Origin of the sequence: Duganella aquatilis (genome assembly GCF_009674565.1) — a bacterium.
GTDB classification, from domain to species: domain Bacteria; phylum Pseudomonadota; class Gammaproteobacteria; order Burkholderiales; family Burkholderiaceae_D; genus Rugamonas; species Rugamonas aquatilis.
On the sequence record NZ_WKJL01000004.1, the window covers coordinates 13,164 to 29,919 of the forward strand.

Annotated in this window: 13 protein-coding genes and 1 pseudogene; 5 read left to right on the forward strand and 9 right to left on the reverse strand. The window is 64.2% G+C overall.

The features are described 5' to 3' along the window. Nucleotides 1-7: 7 nt before the first annotated feature. From GJ698_RS07855 to GJ698_RS07870, 4 genes are all read right to left on the reverse strand, one after another. Nucleotides 8-3,091 carry an efflux RND transporter permease subunit gene (locus GJ698_RS07855; RefSeq protein WP_154357076.1) on the reverse strand — a complete coding sequence of 1,028 codons (3,084 nt, stop codon included), beginning with the start codon at nucleotides 3,089-3,091 and terminating at the stop codon, nucleotides 8-10. Nucleotides 3,092-3,103: 12 nt separating this feature from the next. Continuing rightward, a complete protein-coding gene (locus GJ698_RS07860; protein ID WP_154357077.1) occupies nucleotides 3,104-4,249 on the reverse strand; it encodes an efflux RND transporter periplasmic adaptor subunit in 1,146 nt (381 codons plus the stop codon). 24 nt (nucleotides 4,250-4,273) lie between these two features. Further along, on the reverse strand, nucleotides 4,274-5,815 hold the full coding sequence (locus GJ698_RS07865) for an efflux transporter outer membrane subunit (protein WP_371865187.1): 1,542 nt from the start codon (nucleotides 5,813-5,815) through the stop codon (nucleotides 4,274-4,276). 187 nt (nucleotides 5,816-6,002) lie between these two features. Further along, nucleotides 6,003-6,521, reverse strand: a complete 519-nt coding sequence (locus tag GJ698_RS07870) for a hypothetical protein (protein ID WP_229259887.1) — start codon at nucleotides 6,519-6,521, stop codon at nucleotides 6,003-6,005. A 461-nt stretch (nucleotides 6,522-6,982) separates the two neighbouring features. On the opposite strand from GJ698_RS07870, the gene GJ698_RS07875 reads away from it, so the two are divergent. From GJ698_RS07875 to GJ698_RS07890, 4 genes are all read left to right on the forward strand, one after another. Further along, nucleotides 6,983-7,162, forward strand: a complete 180-nt coding sequence (locus tag GJ698_RS07875) for a DUF3311 domain-containing protein (protein ID WP_371865188.1) — start codon at nucleotides 6,983-6,985, stop codon at nucleotides 7,160-7,162. Further along, nucleotides 7,162-8,637, forward strand: coding sequence for a monocarboxylate uptake permease MctP (gene mctP, locus GJ698_RS07880; protein ID WP_154357079.1), 1,476 nt, complete (start codon nucleotides 7,162-7,164; stop codon nucleotides 8,635-8,637). The genes GJ698_RS07875 and mctP overlap by 1 nt, the downstream gene beginning before the upstream one ends. Before the next feature lie 77 nt (nucleotides 8,638-8,714). Further along, nucleotides 8,715-10,385, forward strand: coding sequence for an alkaline phosphatase family protein (locus GJ698_RS07885; protein ID WP_154357080.1), 1,671 nt, complete (start codon nucleotides 8,715-8,717; stop codon nucleotides 10,383-10,385). Nucleotides 10,386-10,459: 74 nt separating this feature from the next. Then, nucleotides 10,460-11,635 carry an MFS transporter gene (locus GJ698_RS07890; RefSeq protein WP_371865189.1) on the forward strand — a complete coding sequence of 392 codons (1,176 nt, stop codon included), beginning with the start codon at nucleotides 10,460-10,462 and terminating at the stop codon, nucleotides 11,633-11,635. Between the two features lie 6 nt (nucleotides 11,636-11,641). Here the strand turns inward: GJ698_RS07890 and GJ698_RS07895 are convergent, their stop codons facing one another. From GJ698_RS07895 to GJ698_RS31380, 3 genes and pseudogenes are all read right to left on the reverse strand, one after another. Beyond that, nucleotides 11,642-12,010 carry a response regulator gene (locus GJ698_RS07895; RefSeq protein ID WP_154357081.1) on the reverse strand — a complete coding sequence of 123 codons (369 nt, stop codon included), beginning with the start codon at nucleotides 12,008-12,010 and terminating at the stop codon, nucleotides 11,642-11,644. Nucleotides 12,011-12,075: 65 nt separating this feature from the next. Next, on the reverse strand, nucleotides 12,076-12,357 hold the full coding sequence (locus tag GJ698_RS30845) for a hypothetical protein (RefSeq protein WP_229259888.1): 282 nt from the start codon (nucleotides 12,355-12,357) through the stop codon (nucleotides 12,076-12,078). A gap of 19 nt (nucleotides 12,358-12,376) precedes the next feature. Then, a pseudogene (locus GJ698_RS31380) lies at nucleotides 12,377-12,502 on the reverse strand (hypothetical protein); the annotation flags it as partial. A gap of 123 nt (nucleotides 12,503-12,625) precedes the next feature. Here GJ698_RS31380 and GJ698_RS07905 point away from each other — a divergent pair. After that, nucleotides 12,626-13,216 carry a hypothetical protein gene (locus tag GJ698_RS07905; RefSeq protein WP_154357083.1) on the forward strand — a complete coding sequence of 197 codons (591 nt, stop codon included), beginning with the start codon at nucleotides 12,626-12,628 and terminating at the stop codon, nucleotides 13,214-13,216. On the opposite strand, the gene GJ698_RS07910 is transcribed toward GJ698_RS07905, so the two are convergent. Together GJ698_RS07910 and GJ698_RS07915 are read right to left on the reverse strand one after the other, a co-directional pair. Next, nucleotides 13,197-15,575 carry a glycoside hydrolase family 3 N-terminal domain-containing protein gene (locus tag GJ698_RS07910; protein ID WP_154357084.1) on the reverse strand — a complete coding sequence of 793 codons (2,379 nt, stop codon included), beginning with the start codon at nucleotides 15,573-15,575 and terminating at the stop codon, nucleotides 13,197-13,199. The genes GJ698_RS07905 and GJ698_RS07910 overlap by 20 nt on opposite strands. A gap of 29 nt (nucleotides 15,576-15,604) precedes the next feature. Then, a complete protein-coding gene (locus tag GJ698_RS07915) occupies nucleotides 15,605-16,747 on the reverse strand; it encodes a sugar ABC transporter permease (protein WP_154357085.1) in 1,143 nt (380 codons plus the stop codon). Between the last annotated feature and the right edge of the window lie 9 nt (nucleotides 16,748-16,756).

The window sequence follows — 16,756 nt, forward strand, 5'->3', positions numbered from 1 at the left end:
ACGAAGCTCAGTGCGCGGGCTGAGGGGCCGGCTCGCCCGGTTCGGCCGGCGGCGCATCGGCCGGCTTGGTGTGGGCTTTATGCTCGCCGGCCAGCCACAAATACATCGCCGGCACCACGAACAGCGTAAACAGCGTGCCGATCGACAGGCCGGTGAAGATCACCAGGCCCATGGCGTGACGGCCGGCCGCGCCGGCGCCGGAGGCGATCACCAGCGGCACCACGCCGAACACCATCGCCGCCGTGGTCATCAGGATCGGACGCAGACGGGTGGCCGCCGCTTCCTCGATCGCCTCGCGCTTGGACTTGCCGGCCTCGCGCAGGTGATTCGCGACCTCCACGATCAGAATACCGTGCTTGGAGATGAGGCCCATCAGCGTCACCAGGCCCACCTGCGTATAGATATTGATCGAGGCGAAGCCGAGGAAGATGAACGTCATCGCCCCGAACAGCGCCATCGGCACCGAGAACAGGATCACGATCGGATCGCGGAAGCTCTCGAACTGCGCCGCCAGCGCCAGGAACACGATGATGATCGCAAACAGCATGGTGACCAGGAAGCCGCCCGATTCCGCCGCATACTGGCGCGATTCACCGGAAAAGTCCGCCGTGTAACCCGATGGCGCCACTTCCTTCAGCGTGTCGCGCAGGTACTGCTGGATCTCGCCCTGCGACGAGCCGGTCACGCCGGAGATGGTCGCGGAGTTCAGCTGCTGGAAGCGGGTGATCGATTCCGGCTGCACGCTGTACTTGATGCTGGCCACGGTGCTGGCCGGGATCATGTCGCCGGCCGGCGTCTTGATGTAGAAGTTCAGCACATCGTCGGGATTCAGACGATCGACCTGCTGCACCTGCGGGATCACCTTGTACGAACGGCCGGAGATCGAGAAGTAGTTGACGTAGCCGCCGCCCAGCGCCGCCGCCATGGCGTTGCCGAAGTCCTGTTGTGTCAGACCCAGCGTGGCCAGCTTGTCGCGGTCCACATCGACGCGCGCCTGCGGCGTGTCGATCTTCAGGTCGACGTCGACGAAGTAGAACTTGTTGTCCTTGTGGGCTTTGTCCAGCACCGCCTGCGCCACCGTGTTCAGGTTCTCGAACGGCTCGGTGGTGGTGATCACGAACTGCACCGGCAAGCCGGAGCTGCCGGGCAGCGCCGGGAACTGGAACGCCGCCACGCGGCCGCCGGCGATGTGGTTCCACTTGGCCTGCAGCTCCTGCTGGATCTCGTGCGCCGAGCGCGAACGCTTGTCCCACGACTTGAACAGCACACCGCCGATACCGGCATTGGTGGTCGGCACGCCGGTGATCTGGAACATCTGATCGTATTCCGGCAGCGACTTGGCGACGTCGAAGATCTGCTTGGCGTAAGTCTGCATCTGGTCCGACGTGGCGGTAGGCGCGCCCACCACCTGCGACAGCACGATACCCTGGTCCTCTTCCGGCGCCAGCTCCGACTGCGACATCTTGAACTGGATGATCAGCAGGCCGAACACGATGACGCCGAACACGATCAGCACGGCCCAGGTGTTCAGCAGGCTATGCAGCACGCGCAGGTAGCCGCCGTGAACCTTGTCGAATACCTTGTCGATGGCCTTGACGAACTTGCCCTCGTCCTGCTTGGGATCGAAGAAGTGGCCGCACATCATTGGCGACAGGGTCAGCGCGACGATGCCCGATACCGCCACCGCACCGGCCAGCGTAAAGGCAAACTCGGTGAACAGCGCGCCGGTCAGGCCGCCCTGGAAGCCGATCGGCACATACACCGCGATCAGCACCACGGTCATTGCCAGAATCGGGCTGCCCAATTCGCGCGCGGCTTGAATGGCCGCGTCCATCGGCGTCATGCCTTCCTTCATGTGGCGGTCGACGTTCTCCACCACGATGATCGCGTCATCGACCACCAGGCCGATGGCCAGCACGATCGCCAATAGCGTCAGCAGGTTGATCGAGTAGCCGAACATCAGCATCACGAAGAAGGTGCCGACCAGCGACAGCGGCATCGCCACCACCGGCACGATCACCGCGCGCAAGCTGCCGAGGAACAGGTAGATCACGATGGTCACGATGACCAGCGCCTCGATCAGCGTCTTGACCACTTCGTCGATCGAGGTGTTGATGAACTCCGTCGAGTCGTAGACGATTTCGCCGGTCAGGCCGGTCGGCAGCTGCGATTTGATGCCGGGGAAGGCGTCGCGCACGCGCTTGGCCACGTCCAGAATGTTGGCGTCCGGCGCCACCTTGATACCGATGAACACTGAGCGCACGCCGCTGAAGGCGACGTTGAAGTCATAGTTCTCGGAACCCAGCGTGACGGTGGCGATGTCCTCCAGGTGGACGATGGCGCCGCCCTGCTGCTTGACTGCCAGCGCCTTGAACTCTTCCACCGTGTGCAGGTCGGTGCCGGCGGTCAGCGGCACGGTCACCGCCTGGCCCTTGGTCGAACCGAGGCCGGCCAGGTAGTTGTTGGAGGCCAGCGCGGCGCTGACTTCCGCCGCGGTGACGCCGTGCGCCGCCATCTTGTCGGCGTCCAGCCATGCGCGCAGCGCGAACTGGCGCGCGCCCAGCAGCTCGGCGGTCTGCACGCCCTGGATCGAATCCAGCTTCGGCTTGACCACGCGCGCCAGGAAGTCGGTGACGTTATTGGTCGGCAGCGTGTCGCTGTAGAAGCCCATGTACATGGCGTCGGTGGTCTGGCCGGTCTGCACCGTCAGCACCGGTTGCTGCGCCTGTTGCGGCAACTGGTTCTTCACCGAGTTGACCTGGGTGGTGATCTCGGTCAGCGCGCGGTTGGAATCGTAGTTCAGGCGCAGCGTGGCGGTAATGGTCGACACGCCGCTGTTGGACGACGACGACAGGTAGTCGATGCCCTGCGCCTGCGCGATGGCTGATTCCAGCGGCTGGGTGATGAAGCCCGCCACCGTGGCGGCATCCGCGCCGTAGTAGGTGGTGGAGATGGTGACCACCGCGTTCTGCGTCTTCGGATACTGGTTGATCGGAAGACTGAACAGCGAGCGCAGGCCCAGCACCACGATCAGTAAACTGATCACGCTGGCCAGCACCGGCCGTTTGATGAAGATATCGGTAAAGTTCATGGCGCGTTATCCTCAGTGTTCCTGCGGCGTCGGATTCGGGCTGTTGGCCGGTTGCACCTTGTTGTCGATGACGACCGGCGTGCCGTTCTTCAGTTTCAGCTGGCCGCTGGTGACCACGGTCTGGCCTTCCTTCAGGCCGGTGAGAATGGCCACCTGGTCGCCACGGGTCGGGCCGGTGGTGACGAACACCTGCTGCGCCACCAGGTAAGCCTGGCCTTTTTCATCCTTGAGCGCGTCCTTGGAATCGGCCGGCGGCGGCGCCAGCAGGAAGATGGTCGAGCCGTACGGATTGTAGGTAATGGCGGTCTGCGGCAAGGTCAGGTATTTTTTCAGCTCGCCCTGGTCCAGGCTGACATTGGCGAACATGCCCGGCAACAGCTGGCGCTTGGCGTTCGGCACGGTGGCCTGCACCTGCACGTTGCGCGTGGCCGGATCGATTTTCGGGCTGATCGAGGTCACCTTGGCGGCAAAGCCGGTACCGGGATAGGCATCGCTGGTCAGGTTCAGCTTCTGGCCGATGGACAGGCTGGCCAGCTGCTTCTGCGGCACGAAGAAATCGACGTACACGGTATCGATGGTTTGCAGCGTCACCAGCTTGTCGCCGGGGTTCAGGTACTGGCCAGGATTGACGGCGGTGATGCCCAGTTTGCCGGCGAACGGCGCGCGGATGGTCTTCTTGTCGACCAATGCCTTCTGCTGCGCGGCCAGCGCCTGTTTCGATTTCAGGTCGGCCTCGTCGGCATCGACCTGCGCCTGGCTGATGGCCTGCGCCGACAGCTGCAGCTTGTCGCGCTTGAGCGTGGTGCCCGCCAGATCGGCGTTGGCCTGCAGCGCGCGCAGCTGGGCGATGTCGGAATCGGCGTTCAGCTCGAACAGCACCTGGCCGGCCTTCACTTCGTCGCCCGACTTGAAGCGCACTTCGCGCACCAGACCGGCGATCTCGGTGGTGACATCGACGCCGCGCACCGGCGCCAGCGTGCCGACGGAGGTCAGCTGCGGTTGCCATTCGGCCGTCGCGGCCTTGACGGCGGTGACCACTTGCGCGGCCGGTTTCGGCGCGCTGGCGATCAGCTTTTTAATCTGCAAAAACTTCCCGAAGGCGAGGACGGCGATCAGTAAGATGACACACCCTACCATGATGAGCATGCGCTTGGTCATGTAACAATCTCCTGCAGTATTTGATTATTGATTTTTACCGTAAGGCGCTGCGGCGGAAACCGCCGTGGCAGCCGGGACGCCGTTCGCGCGATTCCACCAGCCGCCGCCCAATGCCTGGAACAATGCCGCCGTATCCGCATAACGCGCCGCCTGCGCCTGCACCAGGCTGACGTGCGTCTGCTGATAGCTGCGCTGCGCGTCCAGCAGCACCAGGTAGCTGATGCCGCCAAGCTTGTACTGCTGCTCCGACAGGTCCAGCGTTTCCTTGGCCAGCGCCTCGGCTTCCGCCTGCGATTTCAGCGCGGCGGCATCGGCGTCCAGCGCGCGCAGCGTGTCGGCCACGTTCTGGAACGCATTCAGCACGGTGGCGCGGTATTGCGCGGCAGCCGCGTCGTAGGCCGCTTCGGCCGCGCGGCGCTGGGCGCGCAAGGCGCCGCCGTTGAAGATAGGCTGGGTCAGGCCGGCCGCCAGGTTCCAGGCGGTGGTCTGGGCGTCGAACAGCTTGCCGAAGGTGTCGGCCGACGAGCCATAGGCGCCGCTCAGCGTGATCTGCGGATACTGCGCCGCCGTCGCCACGCCGATGTTGGCGCTGGCCTGGTGCAGCGCTTCTTCGCTGGCGCGGATGTCGGGCCGCTGGCGCACCAGCGCCGACGGCAGCGACACCGGCAGCTGCTCCGGCAAGGTCAGCGTCTCCAGCGAGAACTCCGGCATGCCCGCCTCGCCCGGCAGCTTGCCGGCCAGGACCGACAACTGGTGCCGCGCCGAGGCCAGCGCTTTTTCCAGCGGCGCGATGGTGGCGTTGATCTGCGCCACCTGGTTGCGCTGGCTGAGCACCGTGGTGCGCGGTATGGCGCCGTACTCGAACTGCTTCTCGATGACGTTCTGCTGCTGGGTCAGCGCCGCCAGCACTTCGCGCGTGGCCTGCAACTGCGCCCGCAGCGAGGCTTCCTGGATCGCCGTGGTGACCACGTTGGCGCTCAGCGTCAGGTAAGTCGCCTCGACCTGGAAGCGCTGGTAATCGATGGCGGCCTGCGCGCCTTCCAGCGTGCGCCGCGTGGCCCCGAAGACGTCCGGCGTGTAGGCGACGGCGACCGAGGCGTTGTACACGTTGTAGACGCCGGCGGCCGCACCGGCGGTGGCGACGCTGGTCTTCTGCCGCGACACGCCCAGCTGCCCGTTCACCGACGGGTAGAGCAGATTGCCGGCCTGAGCGTTGTAGTTCTCCTGCGCCTGGCGCAGCACCGCTTCGGCCGCCGCCATGTTGGGATTCTGCTCCAGCGCGCTGCGGATCAGCTGATCCAGCGCGGGCGAGCGGAACAGCGACCACCACTGCGCCGGGATCTCCTGCCCGAACCCGAACTGCTGCGCCGCGCCGCCAAGGCCGGGCGCCGAGGCGGTCTGGCTGGGCAGCGGCGTGGGCGTGTAGCTGGCGCCGGCATTGGCCGGGGCGTCTGGTTGCTTGAAGTTCGGCCCGAGCGCACAGCCGCCCAGACCAGCGGCGATCAACGCCGCAACGCCGGCCCGCAAGGCCAGCGTATTGAACTGCCTGAAGATTCTTCTTTTCACTACAATCTCCCGCACTTGTTACAGATATTTAAAGATTGCTGCTCACCAAAGGTTAAATGAAAATACATTAAATCTCATGTTCGCATTTTTTACCGCTCAGGTGTGATTAAATTGCCGTGCGGAGAATGAAAAAACGGGCTTTGCCATCGCTGGCAAAGCCCGTTTCTGATTCGGGAAATAAAAATGATCAGGCTGCTACAGCAGAGCCGGCGGCGCCGTAGGCGCTGTTCACTTCCGTCAGCGAGAACGCGGTCGGACCGTTGGTCTGCGCATCGACGGCATCGTCATGCGCCAGGCTGCGGTAGGTCAGCGGCGCTTCGTAGCGGATGCGTTCCTCTTCGCTGATCTTGCCGTCATGGTTGGTGTCGGCAGCCATTTCGGCCGCAGGTGGCGGCACGCCCAGCACGCCGTCTTCACCCACGCCTGGCAGCGGCTCAGGAGTCAGCAGCGGATCCTGCTGCGCTTTCTGTGCGCCGCTCACGCCGACGTCGCCGGTCGCATTGGCGTCAGCGCCAAAGCGGGCCTGGAAGATCTGCGTTTCCGGACGCGAGACCAGTTTTTTCAGGCCTTCGTCGAACTGTTCCAGCGCGCCTTTCAGCGTATCGTCTTCCGACACCGCCTTGACCAGCGCATTGGCCTGATCGCCGTTACTGGTGGTGTTGGTCGTATCAGTCTGCAGGGAACTGGTGGCATTGAAGCCAGGCAACGACAAATACGCGGCAACCGATGCACTCAGGTCCGCGTTCGTGCCACTGTCCGTGGCGCTCTGAACTTTTACAGGTGCAAGCGCCTTGTCAGCAACCAGAGCTGCGGAAAGGGAAGCACCACCAATGTTGTTCACCGTAATCATAATTGACTCCTGCAAGAAGATTCCTCACGACTACATTCTAGCAGCGTTTTGGCAACAGTTACCATTTCGTGCCCGCATCTACTGCAAAAAAGTGCTCTTTTACTTCAAAACAGTTGCCTTATGGCACTTCGTCAATTAAAAAAATCAATGACCCGGAAAGTTTGATAGTTTTGCATGCATTTTCATGTCAAACACACAATAAACCGGTATGTCGGCGCTTTGTAACAGGACCGCTACAATTTATATCTCCATAGATGGTAGCGCACCTCACGTGGTTTTAATACCATGGCGCGACAACTTACAACAATGGAGTCGTCGTGCGCTACCTGCTTGCCCTGCCCTTCATCGGCCTTCTGTGGCTGCCCTTCTATAACCAGGAACTCCCCTCGCTGTTCGGCTTCCCCTTCTTCTACTGGTACCAGTTCGCCTGGGTGCCGCTGACGGCGCTGATTATCTGGATCGTCTACCAGAGCGACAAGAAGAAGGGAGTTGAATAATGCCGGACCAAATCAACTGGACGGCGCTTGGCGTCTTCATTTTCTTCTTCGTGCTGGTGACGGTGCTCGGCTTCGGCGCATCGCGCTGGATGAGCAGCAAGCAGGATGGCAACCACCTGGAGGAATGGGGCCTGGGCGGCCGTAACTTCGGCGCCTGGATCACCTGGTTCCTGGTCGGCGGCGACTTCTACACCGCCTACACCGTCATCGCCGTGCCGGCGCTGGTCTACGCGGTGGGCGCCTACGGCTTCTTCGCGCTGCCGTACACCATTCTGGTCTACCCGATTGTCTACACCATCATGCCCAAGCTGTGGCATGCGGCGCAAAAGGCCGGCCACGTGACCGCCGCCGACGTGGTGTTCGGCCGCTATCGTTCGCGCCCGCTGGAATTCGCCATCGCGCTGACCGGCGTGGTCGCCACCATGCCTTACATCGCGCTGCAACTGGTGGGCATGGAAGTGGTGATCAAGGCGCTGGGCCTCACCGGCGAACTGCCGCTGGCCGCCGCCTTCGTGATCCTGGCGCTGTACACCTACGCCGCCGGCCTGCGCGCGCCGGCGCTGATCGCCTTCGTCAAGGACCTGATGATCTACATCGTGGTGCTGGTCGCCGTGGTGCTGGTGCCGATGAAGCTGGGCGGCTACGGCGCGGTGTTCTCCGCCGCCGGCGACGCCTTCGCGGCCAAGGGCGGCGCCACCGGCCTGACGCTGAAGTCGGCGCAGATCCTGCCGTTCGCCACGCTGGCGCTGGGTTCGGCGATGGCGGCCTTCATGTATCCGCACACGCTGACCGGCATCTTCGCCGCCAACAGCGCCGACACCATCCGCAAGAACGCCGTGTTCCTGCCGGCCTACACCATCCTGCTTGGCCTGATCGCGCTGCTGGGCTTCATGGCGTATGCGGCGCACATCACCGTCGCCAGCAACAACGACGTGGTGCCGGCGCTGTTCAACGCCCTGTTCCCGAGCTGGTTCAGCGGCTTCGCCTTCGCCGCCATCGCCATCGGCGCGCTGGTGCCGGCGGCCGTGATGTCGATCGGCGCGGCCAATCTGTTCACCCGCAATTTCTGGAAGCCGTATGTGAATCCGTCGGTCACGCCGGCCGGCGAAGCCAAGGTGGCCAAGCTGGTGTCGCTGGTGGTCAAGGTGGGCGCGCTGGTGTTCATCCTGTTCCTGCCGACCAAATTCGCGCTGGATCTGCAGCTGCTGGGCGGCGTGTGGATTCTGCAGACCTTCCCGTCGGTGGTGTTCGGCCTGTTCTTCGGCTGGTTCGGCGCCCGCGCGCTGCTCAGCGGCTGGGCGGTCGGCATCGTCGCCGGCAGCCTGCTGGCGTTCAGCGACGGCATCAAGCCGGTGCACACCTACGTCATCGGCGGCGACAGCTACACCGCCTACACCGGCCTGGTGGCGCTGCTGCTGAACATCGTCATCGCCGTCATCGTGCAGGTGGTGGCAGGAGAAAAGCGCAAGGCCTGATCTTGTCATAAAACTGTCACAGGAATAGGATAGTATCCGGCTCGCCCAAGCTATCCTATCCAATCTGACGACACCCTATGACCAAGAATCTGTCCCTGCGTGCGATCACCATCGCAGCATCCTGCCTCGCCCTGTCCATCGCGCACGCCGCGCCTGCGGCGCCAACCACCGCCTCTACCCTGCCCAAGCTGGTCGTAGTGCTGGTGGTGGACGGTCTGCCGAACGAACAGGTGCAGCGCTACCGCGACCAGTTCGGCCAGGGCGGTTTGCGCCGCATGCTAGATCAGGGCGCATCGTTCAGCAACGCGCACCAGGCGCACGGAGTGACCGTCACCGCCATCGGCCACAGCGCGGTGCTGACCGGCGCCTATCCTTATGTGCACGGCATCATCGGCAACAACTGGATCGATCCGGTCACCAAGAAATCGGTCTACTGCACCGAAGACACCAACTACACCTACATCGGCGAAGAGACCAAGCCTAGCGACGGCACCGCGCCGACCAAGCTGAAAGTCGACACGCTGGGCGATGAACTGCGCTACGCCACCGGCAGCCGCAGCAAGGTGATCACCGTGTCCGGCAAGGACCGCGGCGCGATCCTGCTGGCGGGTAAAACCGGCACCGCCTATATGTACATGGAAAAGACCGGCAACTTCGCCAGCAGCACCTACTACATGAAGCAGCACCCGGAGTGGGCGCAGAAGTATCTAGCCACCAAGCCGCAGGACCGCTACTACGGCAAGACCTGGGCGCCGCTGCTGCCGGAAGCCGCCTACGCTGGCGACGCGCCGGAAGAACTGAACACGCCGAAGCCAGGCTCGCACAACCGCCTGCCGTACACCTACTACAGCGAAAGCGGCGAGATTGACGCCGGCTACTACGCCAGCCTGCGCGTCGGCCCGTTCCTGGACCAGCTGACGCTGGACTTCGCGCGCGCCGCCGTGGAAGGCGAAAACCTCGGCCGCAATCCGGCCGGCGTGCCGGACCTGCTGGGCGTCAGCCTGTCCGCGCACGACTATGTCAACCACGCCTTCGGCCCGGAAAGCAAGCTGTCGCACGACCACCTGCAACGCCTGGACCGCATGGTGGCGGACTTCTTCAACTACCTCGACAAGCGCATCGGCATGGACAATGTGCTGGTGGTGCTGACCGCCGATCACGGCTTCCCGAACACGCCGGAATTCGCGCAGACCCAGCACCTGGACGCGCAGCGCCTCGACGGCGACAAGCTGATGGCCGCGCTGGACAAGCATCTGGCTGAAAAATTCGGCGTCGCCAAACTGGTACAAGCCTGGTCGCTGCCGAACATCCACCTGGACTACGCGCTGGCCGACCAGAACAAGCTGAAACACGAAGACGTGGAAAACGCCGCCGCGCACTATCTGCTGGCGCAGAACGGCATCGTCGACGCCTACACCCGCACCCAGTTCGAAAGCGGCGCGGTGCAGGGCACGCACATCAACACCCTGATGCGCCGCGCCTGGAACCGCGAATCGTCGGGCGACCTGATGGTGATCACCAAGCCGTTCTGGTATTTCGGCACCGGCACCAGCGGCACCTCGCACGGCTCGCCGTACGCCTACGACACCAACGTGCCGCTGATGATCATGGGTAAACGCTGGATCAAGCCGGGCGCCTACGGCCAGTATGCGGAAGTGGTCGACATCGCGCCGACGCTGGCCAATCTGCTGCACGTGCGTCCGCCGGCAGGCGCGGAAGGCCGCGTGCTGACCGAAACGCTGCGCTGATTTTTCGCCGGGCTTCTGCAAAAAATCCTGAACTCCACTATAGTTGACCTCTTTTGGTTAACTGAAAGTACACAGTGACGGATACAAACAAGAAGCCCACCTGGGCCCTGCTGGCACTGGCCGTGGGCGCCTTCGGCATCGGCACCACCGAGTTTTCGCCCATGGGACTGCTGCCAGTGATCGCCGAAGGCGTCCACGTCTCCATCCCCAGCGCCGGCCTGCTGATCAGCGCCTACGCGCTGGGCGTGATGATCGGCGCCCCCATCATGACACTGCTGCTGTCACGCCTGCGCGCCAAGCAGGCCCTGATGGTGCTGCTCTCCATTTTCATCATCGGCAACCTGCTGTCGGCCATGGCGCCCGGCTACTGGACACTGCTCGCCTCGCGCCTGGTCACCAGCCTGAATCACGGCGCCTTCTTCGGCATCGGTTCCGTGGTCGCGGCCAACCTGGTCGCGCCGGACAAGCGCGCCAGCGCGGTGGCCACCATGTTCATGGGACTGACGATCGCCAATATCGGCGGCGTGCCGGCGGCGACCTGGGTCGGCCAGCAGATCGGCTGGCGCATGGCGTTTGCCGGCACGGCGGGCCTGGGCCTGCTGGCGATGGCGGCGCTGGTGGTCGCGCTGCCGCGCGGCGAAATGGGCGCGATGCCGGACATCCGCAAGGAACTGCGCGTGCTGACCCGCCCTGTCGTGCTGATGGCCATGGCCACCACGGTCATGGGTTCGGCCGCGATGTTCACGCTGTACACCTATATCGCGCCGGTGCTGGCCACCCTGACCGGCGCTTCGTCGACCTTCGTTACCCTGGCGCTGGTGCTGATCGGCGTCGGCTTCACCATCGGTAACGGCATCGGCGGCAAGCTGGCCGATTGGTCGCTGGATGGCGCCACCAAGATCTTCCTGGCCTCGCTGGCCGTGATCATGCTGGTGCTGCCGCTGCTGTTCGGCAGCCATGCGGGAGCGCTGGTGGGCGTGGTGTTGTGGGGTGCGGCGGCGTTCGCGCTGGTGCCGCCGGTACAGATCCGCGTGATGCACGCGGCAGCCGAGGCGCCTGGCCTGGCGTCGTCGGTCAACGTCGGCGCATTCAACCTGGGGAATGCACTGGGCGCCGCGGTGGGCAGCTTTGTCATTTCCGCGGGCCTGGGCTATGCCGCAGTGCCGGTAGCCGGCGCCGTGCTGGCGGCGGCCGGTTTGCTGCTGGTGTTCGCCGGCCGCGCGGTTGGCGCGCAGCCGGCTGCCGCCTGACCTGGTTTAACCCAGATTGCTCAGATACTGGTTCAGGTGTTCGAAGTTCAGCGGCTTCGAAAAATGCTGGGTAAAGCCGGCGGCGACAGCCTTCTTGGCCGAGTCGCTGTCGGCGGAACCGGTCAGCGCGATGATCGGCAGCGTCTCCGCGCCAGGCATGCGGCGGATGGCGCGCACGGCGCCAAAGCCGTCCATCCAGGGCATGCCCAGGTCCATGATGATCGCCTTCGGCATCGCATCGCGCACCCAGTCGCAGGCTTCATAGCCGTTGTGGGCGGACGCGGTCTCGTAGCCCTGGCATTGCAGTAGCGCCGACAGCGACTCCACCACATCCACATTATCATCCACCACCAAAACCTGTTTTGCGCTAGCCATTTTTGCCTCGCCTTTTATTTAATCGGTAAGGCATCGTAGCAAGCGGATCGCAAAACGAACGTTCGCTAGCGCACCCTGCCCGCCAAGACACTCATCAGTGCATCCGTACCGGCGCCCAGCGCGCTCGCCACGGCTTCCGGCTGCATCGCGGGGCGGCCGGCGATCCAGGCGTCGATCAGGGCCAGCTGCATCTCGGCGATCTGGCGGGCGATGACGTCGGCGGGAATCAGCGGCGCGGCCAGTGGCGTGGCGCGCAGCCGGTCGGCAATCAGCTGTGCCAGCGCGGACGCCAGCACGGGCCTGGATGCTTGCGCGCAGCAGATCGTCCATGGTCCGGTAGTGCTCATAGAAGGTGGAACGGCCGACGTTCGCCGTCTCCGCCACCGCTCCCACCGTCAGCTCGTCGTAGCCCTGTCCCCGCAACAGGGAACGGAACGCGTTATGCAGCGCGGCGCGGGTTTTGGTCTGCCGCCTGTCAGGTGCCGCCGTCATACCTTCCCCTCATGGACAATGGCGCCCGTTTGTCCGCTAACGGACGTCAGACGCCAACATGCCGCCAACTGCGGCGCTGCCACTGATATTAATGTCACTTCCAACAACATGTAAAGGAAGAGCATGAAATTGTTATCGCGCGTGGCCGCTTTCGCCATTGCCGGCGTGGTCCTGTTGATCACGCTGGCCTTGTTTCACCATCCCGTCGCAACCTCGAATGTGGAACTCGCGCAGCAGGCCGCCAGGGACAATCAGGTACACGGTATTCTGATCTTCCTGCTGGCGGTACTGGCAAGCACTCTTGCGGTATTGAGTGAAGCGCTGAACGAGCGTTCAGGCGCGCTCTATGTCTATCGCCTCGGCTGCGTGCTGCTTGGCATGGCGATGCTGCTGGATGGCTTTGTGACGCCGCTGCTGGCGGATGCGGAGGTGGCCACGGTGCTGCGCCCGATCGGCGTGACGATCCAGGTATTCAGCAAGGCGGGATTTGTCGCGCAGAGCGCGGCCATCCTGCTGTGGTCATGCACGGCGTGGCGGCGCGTGCGCTGGTTTGCGGTGGTGGGCGTGCTGGCCGCCGTCGTGCCGGCGGCGTGGATCTTGTTCGGCGACCTGCTGCTGACGCCGCGCAGCCTGATGGCGGTATTCGGCGCCCACGCCGCCTGGTATCTGTCGGCGGCGTGGGTGCTGTACCGGTTTAGCCGACCATCAGCTTGACCGACTTCAGGTTCGCGCTATCCGGGCCGGCGTGGATGGTGAAGCTGCCAGGCTCCACCACACGCTGCATCTCGGTGTTATAGAACCACAGGTCGGACGGCTTGATGTCGAAGCTCAGCGTGCGCTTCTCGCCCGGTTGCAGCGTAACGCGCTTGAAGGCTTTCAGTTCCAGTACCGGCCGCGTGACCGAGCTGACGTCGTCGCGGATGTAGATCTGCACCACTTCGTCGCCGGCACGCTTGCCGGTGTTGGTCACATCGACTTCGACCTTGGTCGCGTCGCCGACGCCGATGCTGGCTTTGGTCAGGCGCGGCTCGGAAATCGCAAACGTGGTGTAGCTCAAGCCGAAGCCGAACGGGTACAGCGGCTTGGTCGAGCCGTCGATGTAGCCACGGCGCGCCGAAGGCTTGTGGTTGTAGAAGATCGGCAGTTGGCCGACGCTGCGCGCAATCGATACCGGCAGCTTGCCGCCAGGGTTGGCGCGGCCGAACAGCAGGTCCGCCGCCGCGTAGCCGGTTTCCTGGCCCATGTACCAGCCCTCGATGATCGCGTCGGCTTTCTCGGCCAGCAGGTTGATCGACAGCGGACGGCCGTTCAGCAGGAACACCACGGTCGGCTTGCCCAGTGCGAAAATCGCGCGTGCCAGATCGTTCTGCTGCCCCATCAGGTCCAGGCTTTCGCGGTCGCCCAGGTGATTGTCGGCCCATGCCTCGCGGCTGGTCTGCTCGTTATCGCCCAGGACCATGATGATGGTGTCGGCCGACTTGGCGGCTTCCACGGCGGCGGCGATCAGCTTCGCGTTCACTTCCGGCGGCGTAAACTTGATCTCGTCGGCGCCCCACACGCGGCTCTCGGTAATGCGCACGCCTTCGGAATACGCCAGCGAAAAGCCCTGCGCCTTGGCCTCGGCCTGCAAGCCGTCGTGAATCGACACGATGTGGCGCGGATGGTCGGAGTAGCCGCCAATCGGCGTATCCTTGGCGTGGGTACCGATCAGCAGCACCTTGCCGACCTTCTTGCCGTCCAGCGGCAGCAGGCCCTTGTCGTTCTTCAGCAGCACCGGCGTGCGCGTCGCGGCCAGGCGCGCCAGCGCCACGGCGTCCGGCGTCGCGGTCAGGCTGTCGGCGGCCTTGGCGTCCACGTACGGCTGCTCGAACAGGCCGGCCTGGAATTTCAAGGTCAGTACGCGGCGTACCACCACATCGATCTCCGCTTCGGAGACGCGTTTTTCCGCCACCAGTTCGCCGAGCGTCTTGTACGCCAGCCCGTCCGGCGTCTCGACATCCACGCCGGCCTTGACGGCGCGCAGCGCGGCTTCCTTCGGCGTGGCGGCCAGCTTGTGGCGGGTGATCAGCTCATTGATGCCGAAATAGTCCGACACCGTGATGCCCTTGAAGCCCCACTCTTCGCGCAGCACCTTGTGCAGCAGCCAGTGGTTGGCGTGCGACGGCACGCCGCCGATCTCGTTATACGACGGCATGACGCAGCCGACATTGGCTTCCTTGATCGCTTTCTCGAACGGTGGGAAGAACTCCTCGCGCAAGGTGCGCTCACTGACTTCCGCCGGGCCGATGTTGGTGCCGCTTTCCGGCTGGCCGTGACCGGTCATGTGCTTCAGCGTGACCAGCACTTTATCCTTGGCCAGCTTGGAATCGGTGCCGGCGAAACCGATGATGGCCGCCTTGCCGATCTCGCCGCAGAGATAAGGATCTTCGCCGTAGGTTTCCTCGATACGTCCCCAGCGCGGCTCGCGCGCCACGTCCACCACCGGCGCCAGCGCCAGGTTGGCGCCGCGCACACGCATCTCGCGCGCCGCCACGCTGAAAATCTTCGTCGTCAGCTCGGTGTCGAACGACGAGGCGATGCCGATCGCCTGCGGGAACGAGGTCGCATCGCGCGCCACGTAACCGTGCAGCGCCTCTTCGTGCATGAACAGCGGGATGCCGAGGCGGGTCTGTTCCACCGCCCATTTCTGCACCGCGTTGGTGTAGGTGGCCGTTTCCAGCGCATTGCGGTTGGCGTGTCCGCCGGTGTCGCCCGCGCCTGCGGCCTGGCCCAGCTGGCGGTCCGACGGGCGGCCGATCATGCCCAGGCCATGCGGCCATGCCTTTTGCGCCTTGGCCGCCGAGAACTCGCCCTTGGCGTCCTGGATCTCGGTCTTGGCCTGCCAGGTGCACTGCATCTGCGCGATCTTCTCTTCCAGCGTCATGCGGCCCAGCAGGTCGTCGACGCGCTTGTCGACCGGCAGCGAGGCGTCCTTGTACGGCGCCGAAGCGGCGGCCAGCGCCATCGGCGGCAGCATGGAGAGTCCGGCCAGGCCGGTCATGGAAGTGAGGAACTGCCTACGGTTATTGCTCATGCATTTGTCTCCTGTTGGATTTTTTATAGTTACCGCTTACCTGCACGGGTGCTGACATCCACCCAAACCGCCAGCGTCAGGATCGCGCCTTTGACGATCATCTGCCAATACGTGTCCACGTCCAGCATCGACATGCCGTTGTCCAGCGACGCCATGACCAGCGCGCCAATCAGCGCGCCGTGCACGGTGCCCGAGCCGCCGCGCATCGAGGTGCCGCCGATGAAGCAGGCCGCAATCGCATCCAGCTCGCCCGAGGTGCCTGCCGACGGCGAACCCGCCGCCAGACGCGCCGTGTTGACGATGCCGGCCAGCGCGCACATCAGGCCCATGATGCCGAAGATCCAGAGCTTGATCGACTTGACGTTGATGCCCGACAGGCGCGTCGCCTCCATGTTCGAGCCCACCGAGTACACGCGGCGGCCAAACACCGTCTGCGTGGTGACGTAACTGAAGATGCCCAGCAGCGCCAGGAGCAGCAGCACCGGCAGCGGAATGCCCTCATATGAATTGAAGGTGATGACGAACGCCGCCAGCACCACGCCCAGCACCGCCAGCTTGGCCGCGTCGCGCCACACGGGCGCCACTTCCAGCGCGTGCGCAGCCTTGCTGCGGCGCTGTTGCAGGATCAGGTAGATGGCCACCACGAACAGCAGCACGCCCAGCGCGATGCCCAGCGTCGGCGACAGATAGGCCTGGCCGATGTAGACCATGTCGTCCGACACCGGCGCGATGGTGGTGCCGCCGGTGACGCCCAGTACAATACCGCGATACGCCAGCATGCCGCCCAGGCCGACGATGAACGACGGGATGCCCAGGTAAGCCGTCAGGTAGCCGTTGAACAGGCCAATCAGCAGGCCGACCACCAGCACCGCCGCCAGCGTCGCCGGCAGCGGCAGATGGTGCGTCACGTCCAGCACCGCCGCGATCCCGCCCAGCAGGCCAAGCAGCGAACCGACCGACAGGTCGATCTCGCCGGCGATAATCACCAGCGACATGCCGCAGGCGACGATGCCGGTGATGGCCATCTGGCGCATCAGGTTGGACAGATTGCGCGGCGTGACGAAGCCACCGTCGGTGTGATAACTGAAGAAGGCCCAGATCAGCGCGACCGCGATCAACAGGGCCAGCATCTTGTACTGCGTGAACAGCTGCTTGATATTCATACTCTTCATTTTCATTCC